This is a genomic window from Legionella longbeachae (assembly GCF_004283175.1).
In the GTDB taxonomy this organism is placed as follows: domain Bacteria; phylum Pseudomonadota; class Gammaproteobacteria; order Legionellales; family Legionellaceae; genus Legionella; species Legionella longbeachae.
The window spans coordinates 213,111-234,531 of the sequence record NZ_RXNW01000001.1; the positions used below are offsets into that span (position 1 = coordinate 213,111).

The following is a 21,421-nucleotide window of genomic DNA, read 5'->3' on the forward strand; positions in this document are numbered from 1 at the left end:
CGTTATATCATGGGGTTGCTCTTATGAATCAAACGATTAGAGTAATCTATTCGGTTCATTTTTAATAGGGCTATCTCCTGGATGCCGGGAACAAGTCCGGTACCTAGGCGGTGGGAATTAATGGTCAACACGCCTTAGTAAAACCATGTGGTTTTAATTTTAAAGGATCAATAATAAAATGATCAGGAGGATTTATTTGTGAGTTACTTCCAAAAAGCGATTACATACATTCGAGAAACACAGGAAATGGCTTTATTTGCCACTATGGCAGATGCAAGATTATCAGCAGCTTTTCGCACCTCGCCTTTATTTTATATCATGCTTCCCTTCATAGGCTTTTTATTAACACTAAATGCCTTGGCCAATGGATATCAGCTGGCAAAAGCTAATAATAAAAATTTTGATCGGTGGTTATTTTTTATTACTTCGATGACTTGTGCTGCTTTAGCGAGTATTTCACTTTATGGCGCCGCCTTATCTGAAATTCTAAGTTTTAGTTTTGCTGCAGGCCCCTGGTTTTTCTTTAGCAGTTTAATTGTCGGTTTAGCCAGCCAATTAGTGATGATTGGAGTCAATTTATATAGAGCTTCTGAGTCACCTAAAGGAAGTATCCAACATGCTCATTATATTCAGGCTACCTTAAATAATGCCTTTGTTCTGAGCTTACTAACGGCTGTTTTAGGAGCAGTTATTTTTGTGATGCTTATCCCAACTGTTGCTCCTGCAGCTGGTTCAGCTTTTGCAATAACAGCACTAGCGCTAACTGCGTTGGATATCTTATGGCAAGTTATGCCCCAGAATAAAAAACAAAAAATAAAAGCATGCTTTTATATCAGTGAGCCGGATTTGGAACAAGATGCCAGGGCAAATCAAAAGCAGGTTGAAATGCATGCAAACATCAAGAATGATGAAAAAGAACCTCAACATCATCGAATGTTTACACGTTGTGATTACAGCGCTGTAATTAGAAAGATGGAGGTAAATGAAGCAAAAAATTATTTGTCAGCACTTATTCAGCGCAAATTAGATACATTTGAAAAAAATGTCAGTATCCAAGATGAAAAATCAAAGGATAAAGTTGTCCTTTTAAAAAAATTATTAAACATAATAGAATATCCTGCTATTGAAATTTCTAAAAAGAATATAATTACCATGCATCCTTTAGCTTTCCAAAGCTTCTGGGCTGAAAAAGGGGACGTAGAGCAATTATTTGATGCTGTAATCATGCTTCAGAATAAGTATCAACACGATGAAATTGCATCCCCTGTGATGGCTTCGTAGTTATAGACTTATTGATAAATTGAATGTGCTCCATCATGGACTTACAGTATTAACTTGTTCGTGTGTCTTGTCTTACATCGGATATTTAAAAAAATTATATAACATACGAATATAATTAATTGGATTTCTATCGGTTTAATTGGTTAAATATAAGACATTATATTTGGTTATAAGTGGGAATATTATGAGCATAAAACTATTAAATGAGATATTTGATGATTTAATTAAGGAACAAGATAAGATTCATAATGAGTTAAAAAATATATGGACGAAATGGCTTTATCCCAACAATATGACATTAAATAATTTACAAAAAAGAAAGGAAATTATGAATTACCTTCCTGAAATGCTCATTCAAATTATGAAAAATGCCAGACAAAATAATTTGAGCGGTGATGAAGGGGCAAAAATAGTAATTCTCACTTTTCAAGAACAAATTAAAAAATATAGAGATTCAGAGGATATAAAACAATTTATTGTGCATGACGGGGTTATTGGATCATTTATTGATAGAATTTTAAATATCATAAAAAATTTTTTATCAATAAGTTCATCTTCTTGTGTGCTTTTGGACAAAGTCAAAGAGCAATCACATAACGAATTTGTATTAATTTAATAGCCCAATCACTAGGTCTGTTCAACCGAGTAGGGACAAAACGCTTTCATATTTTTGAGGCCCTCAGTTCGTGATGGTCTTCTAGGAAAAAGGTAAAGATAAACCACCTTTCAAGAGTTAGTTTTTCATTAGCTTTAAGTAGCTCTCATTTATAGGCATTTTTAGCTTGATACAGAACCAGTTCTCTTAACCAGCGATGTCCCGGGTCAACATCGTCTTTTTGATGCCAATATTGATAACAATGATAACTGTCAACCTCAAAGGGTACTGAAGCAATGCTTAATGGTATGAAATGAGATATCTTTTCAGCAACGCGACGAATACTTAAAGTAAGATAATTGGAATCAGTGAGCACAAGTAAAGGCATGATTCCTTGCCCTAGGCTAATGGAAACCCGCTTGTCATGTCCTAGCTTATTTAAATAACGATCAAAATAATTGTAAAAAGGGGTTTCTCTTAATGAAAATTGAATTAATGGGTATTTTAATAGCTCGTCCATGGTGATTTTCCCGTCTTGGATACCTGGATGATGACTGTCTCCAACTATGACGGCTTCGTCCTGGAGTAACTTTTGTTGTTTTAAGTTTTCCGGGACTCCTTCGAACATGCCAATCATCAAATCAATATCTCCGGATTCAAACACTTCCACAGAATTTAAATAATTAGGATGCTTTATATTCAATTTTATTCCTGGAGCAGCTTGTTCCAATTGACGAATCAAATCTGGAGTCCATAAAATTGCCAATAAATCAGTCATCCCAATTGAAAATGTTCTTTTTGAGGTTAAGGGATCAAACGTTTCCGTAGTATTAAATAAGGTTTCAATCAGCGAAATCGCTTCTCGGGTTTTTCCTATCAATGAATTTGCTAAAGGAGTTAATTGTTGGATATTGCCTTGACCGCGAACAAGAAGATCATCATGGAAATGATCACGAAGTTGCTTCAAATAAACACTCATTGAGGATTGGCTTATCCCCATTTTTTTGCTTGCAATAGTAAGATGGCGACAGGTTAATAATGCATGCAGTGCGCGTAGTAAATTGAGATTAAGTTTGTCCATAAAACGCCACCTATATGAGCGAACCGCAGATGCAAGTAACGTCAACTTGGATAAGGAATCTATTCAGATTCAGCCTCCTTCTCGACTTCGTGTATAGGCTTTGAGACGGAGGCTTACACATCTCTTCAGCATGAACGGAGCTGGTTCTCTAATAAAATCGCTTATTCATAACCCACGTTAAATGACTTTTTTAACGGTTTCTTTTTGAGGTATAGCTGAGAACAACGAGGTTTGCAAATGAGTCAAATTCTTTACGATAGCCCGAAGCTTAAAGCTTCGAGCTAATTTATATATAAATTTAGAGAATACTGCATTGCTCTGCCAGTTTGGGTCTATAACTTATCTCTGTTTCACCGCTTAATTTATTTAAAGCGGTTTGCAAATAATAATCAATCTCTGATTGATTGCTTATCCTTTGTTTGCAAGCCTCAATGAATACTTCTTTGAATTGTTCGCATTCGGTACGTGTAATTGCCTGCTCCATGTACTCATGAGATCTCATTCTTAATGCGCGGATCTGTTCTGCTTGTTCCACAGTTCGCAATAATTGATTGTGTACCCATGTTCCTACTAAAGTCTCTGTTAAAATAACCATATCAAGACTGTTTCCTCGACTTATATGGAAATGTTCAACTCCCTTTGGTGATTCAGCATAAATTGATAAATCACCACCAGTTCTATAAATTCCAATCATGTAATTTTCATCGCTGATCAAATGCTCATGATTAATGATCGAACGTTTGCTGCTTGATATTTCTGTTTTGCTATGCATGGACAACTCCAATTAAAACTAGGTTAAAAAATTCATCAGTTCAATTTTGAATTCCTTTTGATCTTATTGAACTAATAGCGACCATTTTATGGCTAAAGCCTTAGCGTATTCTTAAAATTGTTAATTAAATTTTAATAGTGGGTATTAAAATTCTGGGAGGTAGGTGCAGTATTTATTAGCTGATGATTTGTAGCCCAGCTTATAAAAAGGTTTCACTCTTTTTCATAAATCGGGATGCCAATTGTCTGCATCCCCTGGTTTTGGGGATGCAAAAATTTTCGAAGCTGGGTCAATAATCATAGAATGTAGTTGTTTCTATTTTCAAAAACTCCCTTTCTTGACAAAAAATGCAAATGTACCTAATATTATTAAGATGTGTTCAAAATTTAATCAATTAGGCCGTGTTTTTCTGCAGTTATTTACATAATAAAAAAAATTTAAAACGGTTAGCTGTATAAGCTGTAGCTGTAAAAGGAATTTTATTATTTAAATATAAGGAGATAATCATGGATCAAAAAGCGATTAATGAGTTAATAGAACGCGCCAAAAAAGACCCAAAATTTTTCCACTCTCTCGTTTTTGAACCCGAAAAAGTATTAAGTACCCTTGATAATTTGGACAGGCATAGTCGTGGAAGCATAGTCTCTTCAAATATAGAAGAACTTTTTGCAAATATATTGGGCCTTGATGGTTGTGGTAACACTTGCTCGACTAGTTGTGATAATACTTGTGGGCAAAGTTGCGGATACACCACAAATATTACTGCGGTTGAAAAATTAAAAGGCGGAGTTTATTTTTCTCATCTTAAAGATGCCTTGGATGGTTGTGGGAATACTTGTTCCAGTAGTTGTGATAATACCTGTGGTCAAAGCTGTGGGTACACCACCAACCTCACTTTTGAAAGAGAGAGAGCAACAAGGGCCGCTGGATTTGGTGACTTTGGTTCAGCCCTGGAGGGGTGTGGTAATACTTGCAGCAGCAGTTGTGATAATACCTGTGGGCAAAGTTGTGGCTACACAACAAATGTCCAAGAAAAATTTGGAAGAGGAGGCGGAGGAGTTCGTTAAAATTGAACACTATCAACTTGTTTGGCAAGTCAATAACGTGGCTTGCCAAAGTTTTTCTATTTAGCAATCGTAGTCAAGGAAGATATCATGAACAAGGAACAAATTACCCATTTGATTGACCGTGCTAAAAAAGATCCTGATTTTTTTCATAAACTTGTATTTGAACCAGAACAAGCCGTAAAAGAATTACAGAAAAAGGACCCCTCAAATAATGGGCTATTTCTACATGCGAACCTTCAAGCTATCGTGCAAGGATTAGTCAAGCAAATGCCATTGACACGAGAAGATAGCAATAGAACTCCATATTTTGATTGTCCGCAAACCTGTGGAGAAACCTGTACTGAAAGTACTTGTGGCCCTACTTGCAGTACAACAACAAATACCAAAGAAAAAATGCGAGTAGCCGTGATGGACTCTGCAAGATTTAATAGTGGCTATTTAATATGTGACGAAAATGTGACTTGTTGTTGCACCACGGGAACTTGTGGCAGCACGTGCGGTGGTAGCACTTGTGATGTGACTTGTTCTGGAGATAGCTGTGGTTCAACCTGTGGGAACAGCTGTGGTTATACCTCTCATCTTCAAATGCAATAAACGGAATTATGAATTTATGAGGGAACAATTATGGCATACAGTGATCAAAATAAAGAGTTTATTAATTACCGTGCACAAGATATTGATTATGCAAATTATCTACGCTCATTTAATTTGGAGCCCCAATTACGTGGTCCTTGGGCATCTGTTGGGAAAACGGATCGCATACAGGGGTGGAAATTGCATATTTCCACCATTCCAGGAGAAGCAATCCGACTACTCAACTGTATTATTCCTTTTCTTTTAAAGCATAAAGTGCCTTCCTTTAAAATCGCAAAAGATTTTATGACCTTAGGCTATCTCAATGAAGGAGAATTAGGTAGGACTCAAATAGGTAAATTTATGACTATTTATCCTCAAGATGATAAGCACGCAGTGCAATTAGCCCAAGAGCTTGTTCAATTAACTCAAGGGATGCTTGGTCCTCGTATTATCTCAGACATGCGTTTAGGGGATATCATTTATACACGATACGGTGGCTTTAATCCAATTATTAAACAAGATCGTTTGGGAATAACGCGACTTATGATCTATGCACCGGATCAATCGCTACGAATTGATGAATATCAAGTTCCATTCAAATGCCCTGATGGAGTAGAAAATCCATTTAAAAATTGGTGCCTTGAATTAACGCAAGATCATAATTTGACTGAATCCATACACATTGTGGATGGTAAACCAACTAAATTATTTGGTCCTGGTTATTTAATTTTGGACATGATACGGGATCAACCCAAAGGAGCGATTTTCAAGGTATTGGATTTACGTAGCCAAAATTCTGTTGGATTAAAAGTTCTCAAGCAGGGCAAACAATTCTGTATGTCTGACTATTACAATAGAGATATGCGCACTCGGTTACAACGGCAAGCCGAACTACACGCTAATCTTAGTCAACATCTCCCTACTCCATTTGCTGATGATTATTTTGAAGTCGAAGGGGATGGGTATTTACCCTTAGAGTGGATTGAAGGCAAGAGCATTGAAACATTTGCTGTGCAAACATTAAATGGGGCCAGCTTTGGTGCTCTCTCGCTCGATAAAAAAATACTATTACTTACTTGGTATCAAAAGCTTATACGAGTTGTTAGTCAATTGCATGCGATGGGCTATGTACACCGTGATTTAACTGCATCCAATATTTGGCTTGCTGAGAATGACAAACTTTATTTGCTGGATTTAGAACTATGTCATGCTTTAGATGATCCTGCTCCTGCGTTCGGACTCGGCACCGCCGGTTTTATGTCACCACAACAAGAAAAACGGGAAGCTCCAGCCATCGCTGATGATTTATATGCAATTGGATGTGTATTGCTGCTAGTCTTAACTGGTATTGATCCTCGCCGTATTGTCCATAAGAATGGTGATGGTTTCCTTGCTGGCTTACAGGAAATAACCCAAGGTGCTCCGCTGCCATTACTAAAAATCATAATAGACTGTACCAATAGCAATCCCATAATTCGTCCTTCACTTGAAGTTATTTCTTCGGTTCTTGCACAGTCAATTTCAGAATTGAAGCTAAAACAAATAAAAAGTCCAAAGGAAACATTGCTCACTCAAGAAGAAATCCAGAATATACTAGTACACGGAACTCAAGGTTTATTGCATTCAGGCTCCATTCAATCTGAAAACGGCCTTTGGTTATCGATATCAATAGAAAATGGAGCGCAACATCAAATCAAACATCGTTATACTCAGCACTATGATATTCGACGCAGCGCTAACCGAGGTGTGTCTGGAGTTGTTTATGCCTTGAGCCGATTGGCTCAGTTTGGATTGTTACCTCAAGAAGGCAAGATAAGAGTCCAGGAGGCTATAAATTGGTTGATTTCAAATCAATATACAGTGGATAGTGCTTTACCTGGATTACACTTCGGAGCAGCAGGTGTAGGTGTTGCTTTGACAGAGGCAATATCGACAGGTATTCAAAGCTTCGATGAGTCGTTAATTAAAATAATTTATAATTGTTTGAATAAAACTGTAGATTGGCCTGATATCACGCATGGCGCTGCGGGCCAGGGGGTAGCAGGAATGTATTGCTTCGACCGCTTGGGCATAGAGTCATTTCAAGAAAATATAAGGCAATGTGCTGATTATTTAATTGCAAGCCAGCAAGCTGATGGCTCTTGGATAATGCCCAAAGGTGTGACTGGAATGTCAGGAGAAATTTTATCTGGTTTTGCTCATGGTGTTGCAGGTATTGCTTATTTTCTAATGGAATTTTCTCTGCGAGAAAATGACAGTGTAGCTTGGGCAAGCACCCTACGTGCAATAAACTGGTTACAGAGCCAGGCAATTCATCAGCAAATAGATGACGACTCTATAATCATGTGGACTTACAACACAAAAACACCAGTTATGTGGCGCTGGTGGTGTCATGGCGGCCCAGGTATTGCATTGACGTTTTTAAGACTATATGAGTTGACCAATGAAAAGGAGTATGCAAATTTAGTTCGTCAAGCATTAAGGATTCATCCTATTAATTTGCGCTATCCTAATCTTAGTCAATGCCATGGCTTAAGTGGTTTAGGTGATATTTATTTGGAAGCGTTTCGTGTATTAGGTGAAGAGGAATGGCTCGAGAGAGCTTCATTTTTAGCAAAATTTATTTATGCAATGAGAAAAACAACGGAAACAGGGTCATATTATTGGTTAGCTGAAGATCCTAATGTTGCCACAGCAGATTTGATGGTAGGAAGCTCTGGAATTCTGCATTTTTTCTTACGGTTACTTCACCAAGGACAACATATAGGAGTACCTTTATTGCTAAATCCGAAATGAATAAGGGAGATCAACATGAGCACGTCAAAATTGGGTGAGTTTTGTTGGAATGAATTAGCGACCACTAATGTTATCGCTGCAAAAGAGTTTTATAGGCATGTATTAGGCTGGCAATATACTGAAGAAGCCGTGGGCGATATGATCTACACTTTATTTAGAACAAGTACAGGCGATAAATCGATAGGAGGGATTTGGGAAATACCCATTGAGAGACATGATAAAATTCCACCTCATTGGATGGGATATATTTTGGTAGAAAATATAAAGGATACATTAGACAAGGCGATCAAGCATGGTGCTACAGTAAAAGTCGCTGTTACCCAATTTAGTGATATGGGTCTATTTGCAGTGGTCGTAGATCCTACGGGTGCCCATATTGCGTTCTGGGAAGCAATAAAATGAAACTTTTGTTTTATTAGTTAAGCACTCTATCGTCAATCCAACGTATATCATGGGTACTAAATCGATATAATGACATCGTAAATCCTGTCATGGGAATCAAAAATAGAGTGAGCCAAAAGTTTCGACTTGCTATTTTCATGATAGTAATGTTGATTCATTATTTTATTATCATGAGCCATTTTGAAGATGTGTTGATCTTTTGGTTATTATTGGGATTTCCTGCGGTATAATGTTTACTCATCAAGATGCTTGTTGCATTATCAAATTTATTTTTACGAATATGCTTTTTGAGGCAATTACTGACATTTTCTGTAGAAGAATTCAAACAAAATGCTTGATTAAAATCATAGTATAGATTGAGCTGGCTTTTTTCAGCAGTAGAACCAATAAAATTATAAGTGACATAATTTTTCAATTGCCATGAAGCAGTGTCATTTTTTCTTGATAAATTAAGAATTTTAAAGGAAGAAGCGTTGCCATGATCAGATCCAATAGATGCTGAATATATGATTGGGATTACAAAGTTTTTATTTTCACTTTTAATCGCATGAAGCTCATCAAAATGAGTATGAGCTGCTACCATACCAAGTATGATTTCTGGATAAGTTTTTATTATTTTTATGAATGATTCTTTATAGATTGATTCCCAATTCTGAGGTGGAACATGCATGGCTAATAGAATATTCTCATGGTTTGCTTTACTTGTTCTAATTTCCTTTTCCAACCATTGAAGTTCCTCTTTAGCTCCATCACGAGAAGGGGAGAAGTTTGGTCTAGATACAAATACAACGCTGTTTAGTGAAATAAGCTTCAGATGATCTCCTAAATAAGAAGAGTAATAACCGTAGTTTTTATTTTCATTGCTGATGCAAGGCTTAACATCAAAAGGACATTTTAGGCCTGTAGAGAGAAATCCATCATTGTTACCTGTGACGTTTTGTAATAAATCGAAAGCAGATTGGTCTTTATAGGTAAAAGGGCCATAATTCCTTTGCAAAGAATCGTTATTACCAAAAACAAAAAAATATGGGTATGGATTTATTTTTTCATAAAGTTGCTCAAAAACAAAACTAATATTATCTCGAGTGGTCTTACGTTTATATGCGTTATGGGCGGGTAAGTCGCCGAGCAACAAAACAGCAGGATTTTGTTCTTGATGCGAGTCGATTTGCTCGCCTATTTTCGCTATTAAAAACTTAAAACTTTGTGGATCTAACTCTTCAGAAATATTCGGCTGTGGATTTATTCGAGTTGGTTGACGTTTTGTAATGTCCACATGAGGATCTGAAATTAAAAATACCTCCATCTGATTGGGATTGTCAGTATTTGCGGCTATTGAATTAAAATTAGTCAGATGTAGTAAAGCGGTGGTACAAACAATTATTAATTTTTTGATCTTCGTCATTATTTCTCTTGTTACTTAAATTCTTGGTAGTTCTGTAAAGGAATAGATTCTACGACATTTCTAATAATGGTTTTTAAAGAAAGTTAAAAAAATACGTAAATTTTACAAATGGCACATTTCCTGACCCTAATAATGACTTCCATGAAGATTTATTTTTAATTCAAGTTAAGGATTTTTGACAATTCAAATTCGGATCTCCCGCAACGTAGATGTATTGAATAGTACGAATTATCAACACACCCTGATGAATTATTATAAAAAAATACAATTCAGATATTTTTTAATAGACATTACAATATATTGAAGTCTTGAACTACTACTTAGGAACACCCAGAGACCATCACAAAAGATGATTTTTGTTATTAATAGCGTGAATTAAAAACTAACCCAGGCTTCAATCAAAGGAAAGGAAGATATTGTTAAAGCTTATTTGCTTAGACAATATCTATCCTGAGAAATTAATTAAAATTAGTTGAGCCTGTTGCTTATTGCCAACTCTTTAACATTCTCAGCGAGATGTTGTTTGTTATATGTTTCGATAATTAATTTAGCGCATTGGCGTAAATTATCATTTTCCGTCGAACCAGTAAAAAATACGAAACCATTAGCTAATTTTCTGCTCGGGACGCTTTGTGACATCATCATATTTGCAGCAGTCATACAGCAACGTTTGTTAACATCAGCACCATTTTCTAAGAGTAAATAAATTACTGGCAGATGTTGTCTTTGAAGTGCTAGTTCGATAGGGGAAATTCCATCTTCATTCGGAACTGAAATTGAAGAAGGGGCTTTGTTAATAATTAAACGTATAATTTCTAAAAGTTTTTCATCTGGGGCATTCCCTATAGCGCGAAATAGAGGTGTTTCTCCGTATCGGTCTTTTTCATTAAATTGAATATTTTCACAACCTGCTAATTTCTCTAATATATCAATATATCCTTTTGCAGCAGCAATATGGGCAGCGGTTAAATCTTCAGATACTTTAATATTGGGATTCACTTTTTTTTCCAATAATAAATAGCTTACTGTTTTTATGTGGTTATTTGCAGCTGCAAGATAGAGAATAGTGTTGAATTCTTCATCGGGTACATCAAAATCTATTTCTTTAGGTAGTGTTTTTAGACTTTCTGCGAGTTCCTCATCTGATTTAAAAACTAATCTATTTAATGTGGGTTTGATTATCACTTGCAAATGCTCTGGGTTCGTAGTGGGACTAAATTTCATTTGATAAATTCCTACACTTTAAAAGGCTCATATTGTACTAATTTGGCTCATAAGTTCCTGTATTTTTTGTTAACTTTCAAGAAGATATTGAACATTGGTTCATAGAATTTTTGAATACTCGATTGCAATCAATTTTTATATTGAATACGATTGGGCTTCAATTAATATAAGGACGTATCAAATGAAGCTTTCTGAATCGCAAAGATTAGCATTAATTGATTTAAATCAAGAATTTAAAAGCATTATCAAAGACCAACAGCAAGACTCTAGTAGTTTCGATAATCATGTGAACTGCTTAAAAAGGCTTGAGAAACTTATAGTTCGCTGGATGAACTTTATGTCCCCTTACATGTCTTGGCAATTAAATCAAGCAGAAAAATTATTAGATGCTAAATGGAACATATTTAAGCAACTAAAAATAAAAAGTAATATAGAAAAATATAAAAAAGTATTTGAGGAAGCTAATTCTCTATTTTTTGATGAGGATTTAAAACAACAAATGAAATTAGCTTTTGAAGGAAAACCAGTCACGGGGATCCATGTAAATATAAATGATGAAGAAAAATCAAAAAGTAGCTATCGAGGGAGATTTTTTGAACACACTCATTTAGCGACTTACCAAATTAACTTCTTGGATGGTACAGAGCTGATTTGGTATTCCTTAGAGGACGAAAAAGAAATGCAAAAAGCAAGACAAATTTTTGAAAAAAAGGTTCCTCAACCTAAAAAAGATATGATTAATGAAGTGACCAATAAGACGATAAAGGAGGCTAAGGAGCCAACAACAGACGAAGAAAATTCTGGCTTAAATACAGACAATGGCTATTCGTATGGATGCATGCTTATATAAAAGGAAATGGCGCTCTAGGTTAAGTTTGTTTTTACTAAATGCTACTTAATTCTATCCCCGATAAAAGTGGCTTAATGTTAGCTCAGGAAGGTTTTTTACAAATATGCATCATTTTTAGCCCAAGTAGAAAAACAAAGATAGATAAAAACAGCGCTAATTTAGTAGGCATGGAGTGTGAGGTTAGAAGGGGGTAAAATGTTGCCCCTTCATTGATTTTAGAAGCTGTAATTAGTGTGATTTCTAATAAAATTGTCGAATTGATCTTGTCCAGTAAGAGAAGTATTTTCTGCACTCACTAAATCACTTCGCGACATATTATGACCGCCACCAAAAAAGCCATTTTGGGCATATACTTTATGAGCAGTACTAATTCCTCTCTTCTTTTCATCTTGTTTTACTCCTTCGTGCAATGATGCTCGATGAGCAATTACACCATCACCGCAAGAAAGGGCTGATTTTTTAGCTACATACATATGATTTTTGTACTCATCTGCAATTTCGTTATAGGCTTTAGCTACATTAACATCCCATCCTGCAGGTTTCATTAAACTCCAGGATGTGTATTCAAAAGATGTTGATAAAGTCTCACCAAAAATATTATCTATTTCGGGGGCAATAACACCAGCAGCTGCTTTTGAGATTGAAGCAAAAGAACGATCATTCCACAAATAAACTGGTTTACCTATTTTATGAAAATGACTAGCCACCATTGTGGCGACACCACCACCAAGCGATAATCCATCTAAGGTAATTTTTTTTGAATCAATACCACTGTCTAACAAGCGTTGCACTTGTGCAATACCATCAGTTACCAGATCTTGGAAGGTCTCAGGTGTTTTTTTACTGTTGCCAACACCCCGATAGTTAAAGCCAATGATGGTTACGTTTAATTTGTTTGCATCATAGGCAAAATCATGTAATACATCCTGATAAAACATCCCATTTCCATTAAATTTAATAATAAAATGTTGGTTTCCAAGAGAAGAGTTGGATTCTGTTTTTGGCTTTAATTCAATTGTATCTAAAACTGCACTATCATGTGTACCCACATATCCACCTTGAATAACAAGGCCATTTGTATGAGCAAATTGATTCAAGGTCATTTCACCTATAGTTTTGGGCTCCCGCGATTGTGCTGGTACTACTAATTTACCAATTTTGTGGCTTGAGGAAACAGAACTTGAAGTTAAGAATGAAAAAAATGATCCTTCATTATTATATGGATTGGGTGCTTCATATCGAAACATATTTACCTTCCTGTTTATTTATAATCCTATGCATCAGACCTAAACTTGGTTTTCAGCAGAAATAATCAAAATGTAAGATGAACATCTGCTTTGTCACCAAATGAAAGGGCTGGCAAATATTGCTTAAAGTTCTGCTCTTAACCAGAGGGATTTAGGCAAGAAAATGGGCGGCTAGGCTCATACTCAGCTTTTGACAAGATTACATTCCAGAGTAATTGGGGCCGCCTCCACCTTCAGGCGCATGCCAAACTATATTTTGTCGCGGATCTTTAATATCACATGTTTTGCAGTGAATGCAATTTTGCGCATTAATTTGTAATCGGGGTCCCTTTTCTTCTGCAATTATTTCATATACTGCAGCAGGACAGTAACGGCCTTCGGGAAAAGCATATTCCTTCAAATTGATGTCAATTGCCACTTGTTGATTTTTCAATACAAGATGACAAGGTTGATTTTCTTCATGATACGTATTTGCCAAGAATACTGAAGAGAGTTTATCAAAAGTAATAACGCCATCAGGTTTTGGATAGTCTATTTTTCTTGCTTTATTTGCTGGAATTAAGGTTTTGTTATCGACATGATTAGTAAGTGTCCAGGGAGAATGTCCTCGAGTAATATAAGTTTCAAAAGCAGCATTGATTAGACCTGGCAAAAGTCCATATTTAAACCCTGGTCTTATGTTACGTACGGCATACAGTTCTTTTTCTAACCAGGAATTTTTGACTTTTTCAGTATAACTGGTGAGCTCAGTTGGGTTAGGATTCTCTTGTTGCAAAGCCTCAAAGCATGCCTCTGCCGCCAACATTCCTGACTGCATGGCGGTATGTATTCCTTTAATTTTAGGAACATTAAGGAAGCCTGCTGCATCACCAATTAATGCGCCACCAGGAAAAGTCAGCTTTGGTAAAGATTGCCATCCGCCTTCATTAAGTGCACGGGCGCCATAGCTGATGCGCTCACCACCCATCAGCATAGGTTTAATTAACGGATGTGTTTTGAAACGTTGAAACTCTGCAAAAGGATTTAACCATGGATTTTTATAATCAAGACCCACTACAAAACCAAGAGCAACACGTTGATTTGATAAATGATAGACAAATGAACCGCCATAAGTTGCATGATCCATTGGCCATCCTACTGTATGAATGACTTGTCCTGGTTTATGTTGTTCAGCTTTGACCTGCCATATTTCCTTAATACCTAAACCATAAGTTTGTGGATTCACTTTATCCCTTAAATGATAATGCGACATTAAATGTTGACTAAGTTGTCCACGGCAACCTTCTGCTAATAAAGTGTGTTTTGCAAGTAAATGCATTCCAGGCTGATAATTATGAGTTTTTTCTTTATTTTTATCGAGACCAACACAACCTGTTGCTACCCCAATTACTTGATTCTGATCATTATAAAGTGCATTTACTGCAGAAAAGCCGGGATAAATTTCACAACCTAAAGCCTCTGCTTGTTCCGCAAGAAAAATACAAAGCTCGCCTAAGCTTATAATATAATTTCCTTCATTGTGCATAGGCTTGGGTGTAGGAAGGTTATATGAATGTTTTTGAGTTAGAAAATAAAAAAAATCTTCTTTGACAGGTGTATCTAAAGGAGCTTCTTGCCAGGTACCAGGGAGTAATTCTTTAAGACTTCTCGGCTCTAGAACGGCTCCTGAAAGAATATGTGCTCCAACTTGGGCTCCTTTTTCTAAAATACAAACGGAAATTTCTTTTTGTGCGTTGAGCGCAAGCTGTTTTAGTTTAATCGCAGCAGATAACCCCGCCGGTCCTGCACCTACGATGATAACATCAAATTCCATGGTTTCGTAGTCCACACGCGCTCCTAACTGTGATTAAAAAAGATAAGATAATCGCTTTTCTATGCTTTAAGATCAAGATTAATATTTAAAATAAAATGAAAAGTAAAGGATTATTGGATTTACAGCATGTTCAGGTTTTGATATTAGCTGCTATTCATTAAATAGTCTAAACTGAGTTACAGAGCACAAAAGGAGTTTATCAATGAAAAGGGTACTTAGCTGTTTATTTTTTGGTATTTCAACGATGAGTTATGCAAACGATAATCCGACTCTAAATGTTAATGTGAGTAGTCCAAGTTTTGAAGTCACTTTACCGGCAAATCCAACTACCGGTTTTCAATGGTCTGTTGTTCAATACAATAAAAAGTTATTGACCCTAAGTAACAGTTCATATGAACAGCCAAAAACTAAACTGATGGGCGCTGGGGGGCAAATGCATTTTATTTTTACGTTACAAAAAGGAGTAAACTTTCCTCAAAGTACTGAAATTCAATTGAAATATGCGCGCTCTTGGGAGCCCTCGAGTGCGACGTTGAGAAATATTAAAGTGAATTTTGTAAAAACCGGGAAAAAGTAACGCCGAAGGATAGCCTGGTAATAACACTAATATTACCAGGTTTCGTTTTGCTTTTATCCAGAAATTACATCAGGGTTTTATAAATTTAAACGGTAAATATCGGGGTTCCCAAAACATATCTACCACTACTTTTTCCAGGTCAGCATCTTGATTTTTCTGAGCATACCCTGAGTCAATAGCACAACGCGCTACAGCTATAGCAATTTCTTTAGCAACTGTTTGGGCATCGTCCAGGGAAGGAAGTAAGGGAAGGTAACTTTCTTTTTTGCTGGGTGCAAATTTGCATAGAGCATGCGCAGCAGCCAAAATCATCTCTTTGGTGAGTCGAGTAGCATTTACAGAAAGCACTCCAAGACCTATTCCCGGGAATACCAACGCATTATTACATTGGGCAATTTGTACCATACGATTGTGAAATTCTACTGGAGGGAATGCTGTACCCGTTGCAATTAATGCCTTTCCTTGACTCCAGGTTAATATATCTGCTGGTTTTGCTTCACATCGTTCATCTGGATTAGAAAGTGGAAAAATAATGGGGCGCTCACAATGAGAGGACATTGTTTCTATGATGTCTTGCGAAAACGCTCCTGGCTGAGCAGAACAACCAATAAGAATGGTTGGTTTAACATGTCTCACGGTATCGGTGAGTGAGGGATGATGCTTTTCATTAATTGCCCATTGTGCGATTTCGCTAGGATCACGAGTATAAGCTTTTTGAGCTTCAGTAAGATCCGGGTCAGTATTAAGTAATAAACCTTGTCTGTCGATTAGCCAAAAGCGTTGATAGGCTTCTTCTGGACTAATTCCTTCACGTACCATAGCATCAACAATTTGGTCGCTAATACCAGTGCCCGCTGAGCCTGCACCAAAAACTACAATGCGCTGTTCGTGTAATTTTGAATTTGTTACATCGCAAGCAGCTAATAAGGCAGCCAAGGTTACGGCACCCGTTCCTTGAATGTCATCATTGAAAGTACATAATTGATCTTGGAATTTTTCCAAGATACGACGTGCATTACCTCGTCCAAAATCTTCCCAATGTAAAAAAGCGTTGGGGAATTGCTTGTGAATTTCATGAACGAAAGCAGAAATAAAATCATCATATGCTGCTGGATTAATGCGTGGATGACGACATCCCAAATACATTGGATCATTTAATAAATCTTGGTTGTTTGTACCTACATCAAGAAATATAGGTAATGTTCGTGTTGGTTCAATACCACCGCATAAACAATAGACCATTAATTTTGCCACTGGAATATCCATGCCACCGATACCCTGATCACCAATACCCAGGACGCCCTCACCATCCGTTACAACGATCACGTCAATTTCAGGATTAGATCGATTTTTTAGTATTTCTTCAATTTGATTTTTATCGGAATGGGAAATGTATAAGCCTCGAGGTTGTCTGTACTCATGACTAAAGCGTTTTACTGCTGTACCTACAATAGGGGTATAAATTGTAGGCAACATTTCACCTAAATGCTTGATAATTAACTTATAAAAAAGAATTTGGTTTTTATCATGTAAATTATTCAGATAAATATTTTGTTGCAAGCGTGTCGTATAACTTGAATACTGTAAATACGCGCGTTTCACTTGCTCATCGATTGTTTCAACTCGATGAGGAAGCTTGCCTAATAAGCCGAATTCTTTTCTTTCTTCATTGGTGAATGCCGTGCCTTTATTCAGCTGTGGTGTAGTTAGAAGGGGTTTACCACAAATGGAAGTTTCGAGGTATTGTTCACCAGTTTGTGGATCACGTTGCAATTTAAAATCAAGCATGGTTCTCTCATACAGATGGCGTTAGAGTTTGTCTAATGATAATATTGGTGTTTTGTAGTTTACAATAGGTTGAGTATGAATAAATGTTGGGTGGCACTATTAATTACGTTGGGATTGGCCTCTTGCTCAGCAAAAAACGAATATTATTACCAAACGCATCCTGATGAATTACAACAAGCACTGAAAGCCTGCCCGGAGAGACAACCCCAGGGATTATCTTGTGAACACATGGAAGCGCTTGCTACTCGTATGAACGAGCTTGCATATAAATTACAGATGAGTCCCCAAGGCTTTGGCCAAAAAATTATAGCCTTGCAAGAAGCTATCGCTAAAGAGCAAAGTCAATTAAATACCGAACGAAATAATGAAAACCTGGAAGCAAGTTTAATGAAGAAGAAACAAGATTTAGCTGATCACCTGGCAGTGGTTAGATGGTTTGAATCACCCAAGAGTTAATCATGAGAGTATTGATCAGTAATGATGATGGAGTTTTTGCACCTGGAATTAATATCTTGGCTAAAGAGCTTTCATCTTTTGTAGACATTGAAGTGGTTGCCCCAGATAGAAACAGAAGTGGTGCAAGTAATTCTTTAACATTATCTCGACCAATAAAAGTTAAACAACTGGAAAATGGATATTACAGCGTCGAGGGCACTCCAACTGACTGCGTGCATTTAGCAGTAACTGGATTTTTAAACTCTGAAATTGATATGGTTGTCTCTGGAATTAATGAGGGTGGAAATTTAGGTGATGATATCCTTTATTCAGGTACAGTCGCAGCTGCTATGGAAGGTCGTTATTTGGGATTGCCCGCACTTGCAATTTCAATGGTGGGTCATGATATTCAACATTATGAAACAGCAGCAATCATTACGAAACAATTGGTGATGCAACTTAGTACCCATAGGTTGCCCTCACAGACTATTCTCAATGTTAATATCCCTAATTTACCTTTAGATAAAATAAAAGGTTTGCAAGTCACTCGATTAGGAACGCGTCATGGAGCAGAGCCTGTTGTCAAGGATACTGATCCCAGAGGGCGGCCTATTTACTGGATTGGTTTACCAGGGGCGGAAGCTGATGCAGGACCTGGAACTGATTTTCATGCTATTAATGAAGGCTATGTTTCGATCACACCCCTTCATTTAGATATGACAAATTATAAATTGTTTGATCAGTTAGCTCATTGGCTTAATGGTATCCAAGTTCAAGAAGCATAATTTGGTGTTAATTCGCTATAAAAAATGGTTTTATTTTATTATAGCGACCGTTTTATTAAAACCAGATCTCGTATAAATGCTGAGCATTTTACAGGAGAAGGTGCGTTTAGCGGCATAAAAGGCATTTCCATGCTTTTTTTGTGTCAAACCCACGTTAATTTAACCTGAACAATCTACTTGGGCTTTTAGCTATAACGATTTCAGGAATAGTAGAAATCTTTGCAAAGCTCAACAGAATTATTCAGGTTTTGGTTGAGGTACTCGATGATAAGTTCATTTTTTAAAAAGTTCTTATACCTTATTTTCCCACTGCTCTTGGTTGGTTGCGGAAAAAATTGGGCACCGGTTAGCGAGTTACGATGGTATTCTCAAAAAGAACATATTGTGAAACGCGGTGAGACTCTTTATTCAATCGCATTTCGTTATGATACTGATTTTAAGACTTTGGCTCGTTTAAATCATATTAATCCGCCTTATTCTTTGAGAGTCGGGCAAGTCATTAACTTACGAAATATTCCGCGTCATAAGCGAGTTTCGCGCAATTTTAACACATATAAGCCGCAGTATTATCCTCCTCCTAAGCCCAGGCCAGTAGTAATCCATTCACCTGCGAATCGATATGCTCGTTCTGCTTCAGGCTGGTTATGGCCAGTAAGTGGGCGTGTCGTGACCACATTTATTCCTGATCAAGGTAAAAAAGGCATAAACATTGCATGTAGAAAAGGTGAAAAAGTACTTGCAGCAGCAAGTGGTGTAGTAGCTTATGCTGGAAGTGGCCTGGCAGGTTATGGTAACTTAATTATTATTAAACATAATTATGGGTATTTAACTGCTTATGGTCATAATGCCAGAGTCATGGTTGCTGAGGGTCAACATGTTAAGGCAGGTCAGGTTATTGCGGAAGCAGGTGTTATTGACCATAAATATATAGGTGTTCATTTTGAAATAAGAAAGTCAGGTGTTCCTGTCAATCCATTGAATTATCTACAAAAAGGTTGACAGATTACTTGTAGTTATAGCAACAATACTCTTTGTTATGAAGTATAATGTAGTTAACGTGAGTTCGATATAAATTATGATTTTATATCGAACTGTTTATATATTGAACTCAAAATAAATAATTTTGAGATATGGCTAAATACTATAGGTGAAAATAATGCGTGAAGACGATGAGCCAATTAAAGAGCCGGAACTTAAAGAAGAAGAGTGGTCTGAGCCAGACGATGAATCACTTTTAATTGCAGAAGATGATCTTGATTCGTTTATTGAAAAATCCGAAGAAGAAGATTTTGAGCTTCCTGATTTTTCTGATGACCATGCTTTTCCATCATTTCGCGGTAAAAGTGCAATTAAAATGATGGACGCAACGCAATTGTACTTAAGTGAAATTGGATTCTCACCTTTGCTAAGTGCTGAGGAAGAGGTGCATTATGCAACGCTTGCTTTAAAAGGAGATGTTGCGGCTCGGAAAAAGATGATTGAGTCTAATTTGCGCTTAGTGGTTAAAATTTCACGACGCTACCTGAATCGAGGTTTACCTTTACTTGATTTAATTGAAGAAGGGAATTTAGGATTGATGAAGTCAGTAGAAAAATTTGATCCTAAGCGAGGGTTTCGATTTTCAACCTATGCTACCTGGTGGATTCGACAAACAATCGAGCGGGCTATAATGAACCAGACTCGAACAATCCGTTTGCCTATTCATGTGGTTAAAGAGCTAAATGTATACTTAAGAGCTGCCAGACAGCTGACTCAAAAGCTTGATCATGAGCCATCCCCTGAAGAAATTGCTGAGATGGTTGATAAACCTTTAGAAGATGTGCAAAAGCTTTTGGGATTGAATGATAAAGTAACTTCTGTGGATACTCCTATAGGTTTTGATGAAAATAAATCCTTGCTCGATACTATTCCCGACGAAAACAGTGTTAATCCTGCGGAACTCTTGACTAATGAAAACTTACGTTTACATATAGAATCATTATTGGACAAGCTTACTGAAAATCAACAGCAGGTTATTGCAAGAAGGTTTGGCTTGAGAGGTTTTGAAAAAGCAACCCTGGAAGATGTCGGTAAGGAAATTGATTTAACTCGCGAACGTGTTCGTCAAATTCAAGTTGAAGCATTAAAAACACTAAGAAGCCTTTTAGAAAAAATGGGCTTAACACAAGAAGATTTATTTTAATTTTATCTTGAAAAATTTTAAGAAGAGTTGGTAGCCTGAGTAAACAAAGCATGCGGTTAAATTGTCTACTCAGGCTATTTTTTATCCCAAAAACACAGTTAAAAAGGAGTCGCTGTAATGCAAAAAATTGCTTTATCTGCTTTAGTCTTATTTTCATCAATAACTTACGCTGAACAATTAACAACATTTGCGGGTATAGCTGATGCAGTCGCCCAAGGAAAAGAAATTACACTGGTCATGAACCTTCAGGAATGTACTTCGGATAACTTCCCTGCGAGTCCCATTATAGGCTCAGTAAAACCCAATGCGTTTATGGTGATTAATAATAATCGGATTACTGCTTCAGACAGACACTTTACTTTGGATAATCCTACAGCAAACGGTAATCCTACCTTTGAATATATTAAATATAATATTAATTCCGATGGAAAAGTTTCTATAAAAAATACGATAATGAATGCCACTAATTACCAGAAAATGGATACCTTTCAAGTGAGCTGTGAGTTAAATAAAGGGTTTAAAGCATTTGGCTAAACTATAAGCTA

General features: G+C 36.6%; 20 protein-coding genes. 13 read left to right on the forward strand and 7 right to left on the reverse strand.

Annotated elements, in window-relative coordinates:
* Positions 1–198 precede the first annotated feature (198 nt).
* Together EKG34_RS00825 and EKG34_RS00830 are read left to right on the forward strand one after the other, a co-directional pair.
* Positions 199–1,281, forward strand: a complete 1,083-nt coding sequence (locus tag EKG34_RS00825) for a hypothetical protein (RefSeq protein ID WP_012978992.1) — start codon at positions 199–201, stop codon at positions 1,279–1,281.
* A 184-nt stretch (positions 1,282–1,465) separates the two neighbouring features.
* On the forward strand, positions 1,466–1,897 hold the full coding sequence (locus EKG34_RS00830; RefSeq protein WP_012978993.1) for a hypothetical protein: 432 nt from the start codon (positions 1,466–1,468) through the stop codon (positions 1,895–1,897).
* A gap of 145 nt (positions 1,898–2,042) precedes the next feature.
* Here EKG34_RS00830 and EKG34_RS00835 read toward each other — a convergent pair whose 3' ends face one another.
* Together EKG34_RS00835 and EKG34_RS00840 are read right to left on the reverse strand one after the other, a co-directional pair.
* Complete coding sequence (locus EKG34_RS00835; RefSeq protein ID WP_003632171.1) at positions 2,043–2,957, reverse strand: LysR family transcriptional regulator; 915 nt, start codon at positions 2,955–2,957, stop codon at positions 2,043–2,045.
* Positions 2,958–3,255: 298 nt separating this feature from the next.
* Positions 3,256–3,729 (reverse strand): hypothetical protein, encoded by a 474-nt coding sequence (locus EKG34_RS00840; protein WP_012978994.1) that lies wholly within the window; start codon positions 3,727–3,729, stop codon positions 3,256–3,258.
* Between the two features lie 506 nt (positions 3,730–4,235).
* On the opposite strand from EKG34_RS00840, the gene EKG34_RS00845 reads away from it, so the two are divergent.
* From EKG34_RS00845 to EKG34_RS00860, 4 genes are all read left to right on the forward strand, one after another.
* Positions 4,236–4,796 carry a hypothetical protein gene (locus tag EKG34_RS00845; protein ID WP_003632167.1) on the forward strand — a complete coding sequence of 187 codons (561 nt, stop codon included), beginning with the start codon at positions 4,236–4,238 and terminating at the stop codon, positions 4,794–4,796.
* Positions 4,797–4,883: 87 nt separating this feature from the next.
* On the forward strand, positions 4,884–5,390 hold the full coding sequence (locus tag EKG34_RS00850) for a hypothetical protein (RefSeq protein WP_003632166.1): 507 nt from the start codon (positions 4,884–4,886) through the stop codon (positions 5,388–5,390).
* 30 nt (positions 5,391–5,420) lie between these two features.
* Positions 5,421–8,168 (forward strand): class III lanthionine synthetase LanKC N-terminal domain-containing protein, encoded by a 2,748-nt coding sequence (locus EKG34_RS00855; protein WP_003632165.1) that lies wholly within the window; start codon positions 5,421–5,423, stop codon positions 8,166–8,168.
* Positions 8,169–8,183: 15 nt separating this feature from the next.
* Positions 8,184–8,570 (forward strand): VOC family protein, encoded by a 387-nt coding sequence (locus tag EKG34_RS00860; RefSeq protein WP_003632164.1) that lies wholly within the window; start codon positions 8,184–8,186, stop codon positions 8,568–8,570.
* Positions 8,571–8,727: 157 nt separating this feature from the next.
* Here the strand turns inward: EKG34_RS00860 and EKG34_RS00865 are convergent, their stop codons facing one another.
* Complete coding sequence (locus EKG34_RS00865; RefSeq protein WP_049774972.1) at positions 8,728–9,975, reverse strand: metallophosphoesterase; 1,248 nt, start codon at positions 9,973–9,975, stop codon at positions 8,728–8,730.
* Positions 9,976–10,443: 468 nt separating this feature from the next.
* Positions 10,444–11,199: an ankyrin repeat domain-containing protein gene (locus EKG34_RS00870; RefSeq protein ID WP_003632159.1), complete on the reverse strand. Its 756-nt coding sequence runs from the start codon at positions 11,197–11,199 to the stop codon at positions 10,444–10,446.
* A gap of 181 nt (positions 11,200–11,380) precedes the next feature.
* Between EKG34_RS00870 and EKG34_RS00875 the strand changes: the two genes are divergently transcribed.
* Positions 11,381–12,049, forward strand: a complete 669-nt coding sequence (locus EKG34_RS00875) for a hypothetical protein (RefSeq protein WP_003632157.1) — start codon at positions 11,381–11,383, stop codon at positions 12,047–12,049.
* A gap of 215 nt (positions 12,050–12,264) precedes the next feature.
* Here EKG34_RS00875 and EKG34_RS00880 read toward each other — a convergent pair whose 3' ends face one another.
* Positions 12,265–13,296 (reverse strand): alpha/beta hydrolase, encoded by a 1,032-nt coding sequence (locus EKG34_RS00880; protein WP_003632155.1) that lies wholly within the window; start codon positions 13,294–13,296, stop codon positions 12,265–12,267.
* A gap of 199 nt (positions 13,297–13,495) precedes the next feature.
* On the reverse strand, positions 13,496–15,124 hold the full coding sequence (locus EKG34_RS00885; RefSeq protein WP_012978996.1) for an electron transfer flavoprotein-ubiquinone oxidoreductase: 1,629 nt from the start codon (positions 15,122–15,124) through the stop codon (positions 13,496–13,498).
* 187 nt (positions 15,125–15,311) lie between these two features.
* Between EKG34_RS00885 and EKG34_RS00890 the strand changes: the two genes are divergently transcribed.
* Positions 15,312–15,686: a protease inhibitor I42 family protein gene (locus tag EKG34_RS00890; protein ID WP_003632153.1), complete on the forward strand. Its 375-nt coding sequence runs from the start codon at positions 15,312–15,314 to the stop codon at positions 15,684–15,686.
* 69 nt (positions 15,687–15,755) lie between these two features.
* Here the strand turns inward: EKG34_RS00890 and EKG34_RS00895 are convergent, their stop codons facing one another.
* On the reverse strand, positions 15,756–17,474 hold the full coding sequence (locus EKG34_RS00895; RefSeq protein WP_003632152.1) for an NAD-dependent malic enzyme: 1,719 nt from the start codon (positions 17,472–17,474) through the stop codon (positions 15,756–15,758).
* Positions 17,475–17,549: 75 nt separating this feature from the next.
* Here EKG34_RS00895 and EKG34_RS00900 point away from each other — a divergent pair, with 75 nt between their 5' ends.
* The 5 genes from EKG34_RS00900 to EKG34_RS00920 all read left to right on the forward strand — a co-directional run bounded on the left by EKG34_RS00900 (position 17,550) and on the right by EKG34_RS00920 (position 21,410).
* The gene (locus tag EKG34_RS00900) at positions 17,550–17,930 is read left to right on the forward strand and encodes a hypothetical protein (protein WP_003632151.1); all 381 of its coding nucleotides are present in this window, start codon (positions 17,550–17,552) and stop codon (positions 17,928–17,930) included.
* A 2-nt stretch (positions 17,931–17,932) separates the two neighbouring features.
* Entirely contained in the window at positions 17,933–18,694 is a 762-nt protein-coding gene (surE, locus tag EKG34_RS00905) for a 5'/3'-nucleotidase SurE (RefSeq protein ID WP_003632150.1), read from the forward strand.
* 264 nt (positions 18,695–18,958) lie between these two features.
* Positions 18,959–19,693: a peptidoglycan DD-metalloendopeptidase family protein gene (locus EKG34_RS00910; protein WP_003632149.1), complete on the forward strand. Its 735-nt coding sequence runs from the start codon at positions 18,959–18,961 to the stop codon at positions 19,691–19,693.
* A gap of 157 nt (positions 19,694–19,850) precedes the next feature.
* The gene (rpoS, locus tag EKG34_RS00915) at positions 19,851–20,876 is read left to right on the forward strand and encodes an RNA polymerase sigma factor RpoS (protein ID WP_003632148.1); all 1,026 of its coding nucleotides are present in this window, start codon (positions 19,851–19,853) and stop codon (positions 20,874–20,876) included.
* Positions 20,877–20,993: 117 nt separating this feature from the next.
* Entirely contained in the window at positions 20,994–21,410 is a 417-nt protein-coding gene (locus tag EKG34_RS00920) for a VirK family protein (protein ID WP_003632147.1), read from the forward strand.
* The last annotated feature ends 11 nt before the right edge of the window (positions 21,411–21,421 follow it).

Excerpts from the sequence above, each read along its gene's own strand:
- EKG34_RS00830 (WP_012978993.1), top strand. The coding sequence starts at position 1,466 with ATGAGCATAAAACTATTAAATGAGATATTTGATGATTTAATTAAGGAA.
- EKG34_RS00835 (WP_003632171.1), bottom strand. The coding sequence starts at position 2,957 with ATGGACAAACTTAATCTCAATTTACTACGCGCACTGCATGCATTATTA.
- EKG34_RS00840 (WP_012978994.1), bottom strand. The coding sequence starts at position 3,729 with ATGCATAGCAAAACAGAAATATCAAGCAGCAAACGTTCGATCATTAAT.
- EKG34_RS00845 (WP_003632167.1), top strand. The coding sequence starts at position 4,236 with ATGGATCAAAAAGCGATTAATGAGTTAATAGAACGCGCCAAAAAAGAC.
- EKG34_RS00850 (WP_003632166.1), top strand. The coding sequence starts at position 4,884 with ATGAACAAGGAACAAATTACCCATTTGATTGACCGTGCTAAAAAAGAT.
- EKG34_RS00855 (WP_003632165.1), top strand. The coding sequence starts at position 5,421 with ATGGCATACAGTGATCAAAATAAAGAGTTTATTAATTACCGTGCACAA.
- EKG34_RS00860 (WP_003632164.1), top strand. The coding sequence starts at position 8,184 with ATGAGCACGTCAAAATTGGGTGAGTTTTGTTGGAATGAATTAGCGACC.
- EKG34_RS00865 (WP_049774972.1), bottom strand. The coding sequence starts at position 9,975 with ATGACGAAGATCAAAAAATTAATAATTGTTTGTACCACCGCTTTACTA.
- EKG34_RS00870 (WP_003632159.1), bottom strand. The coding sequence starts at position 11,199 with ATGAAATTTAGTCCCACTACGAACCCAGAGCATTTGCAAGTGATAATC.
- EKG34_RS00875 (WP_003632157.1), top strand. The coding sequence starts at position 11,381 with ATGAAGCTTTCTGAATCGCAAAGATTAGCATTAATTGATTTAAATCAA.
- EKG34_RS00880 (WP_003632155.1), bottom strand. The coding sequence starts at position 13,296 with ATGTTTCGATATGAAGCACCCAATCCATATAATAATGAAGGATCATTT.
- EKG34_RS00890 (WP_003632153.1), top strand. The coding sequence starts at position 15,312 with ATGAAAAGGGTACTTAGCTGTTTATTTTTTGGTATTTCAACGATGAGT.
- EKG34_RS00895 (WP_003632152.1), bottom strand. The coding sequence starts at position 17,474 with ATGCTTGATTTTAAATTGCAACGTGATCCACAAACTGGTGAACAATAC.
- EKG34_RS00900 (WP_003632151.1), top strand. The coding sequence starts at position 17,550 with ATGAATAAATGTTGGGTGGCACTATTAATTACGTTGGGATTGGCCTCT.
- surE (WP_003632150.1), top strand. The coding sequence starts at position 17,933 with ATGAGAGTATTGATCAGTAATGATGATGGAGTTTTTGCACCTGGAATT.
- EKG34_RS00910 (WP_003632149.1), top strand. The coding sequence starts at position 18,959 with ATGATAAGTTCATTTTTTAAAAAGTTCTTATACCTTATTTTCCCACTG.
- rpoS (WP_003632148.1), top strand. The coding sequence starts at position 19,851 with ATGCGTGAAGACGATGAGCCAATTAAAGAGCCGGAACTTAAAGAAGAA.
- EKG34_RS00920 (WP_003632147.1), top strand. The coding sequence starts at position 20,994 with ATGCAAAAAATTGCTTTATCTGCTTTAGTCTTATTTTCATCAATAACT.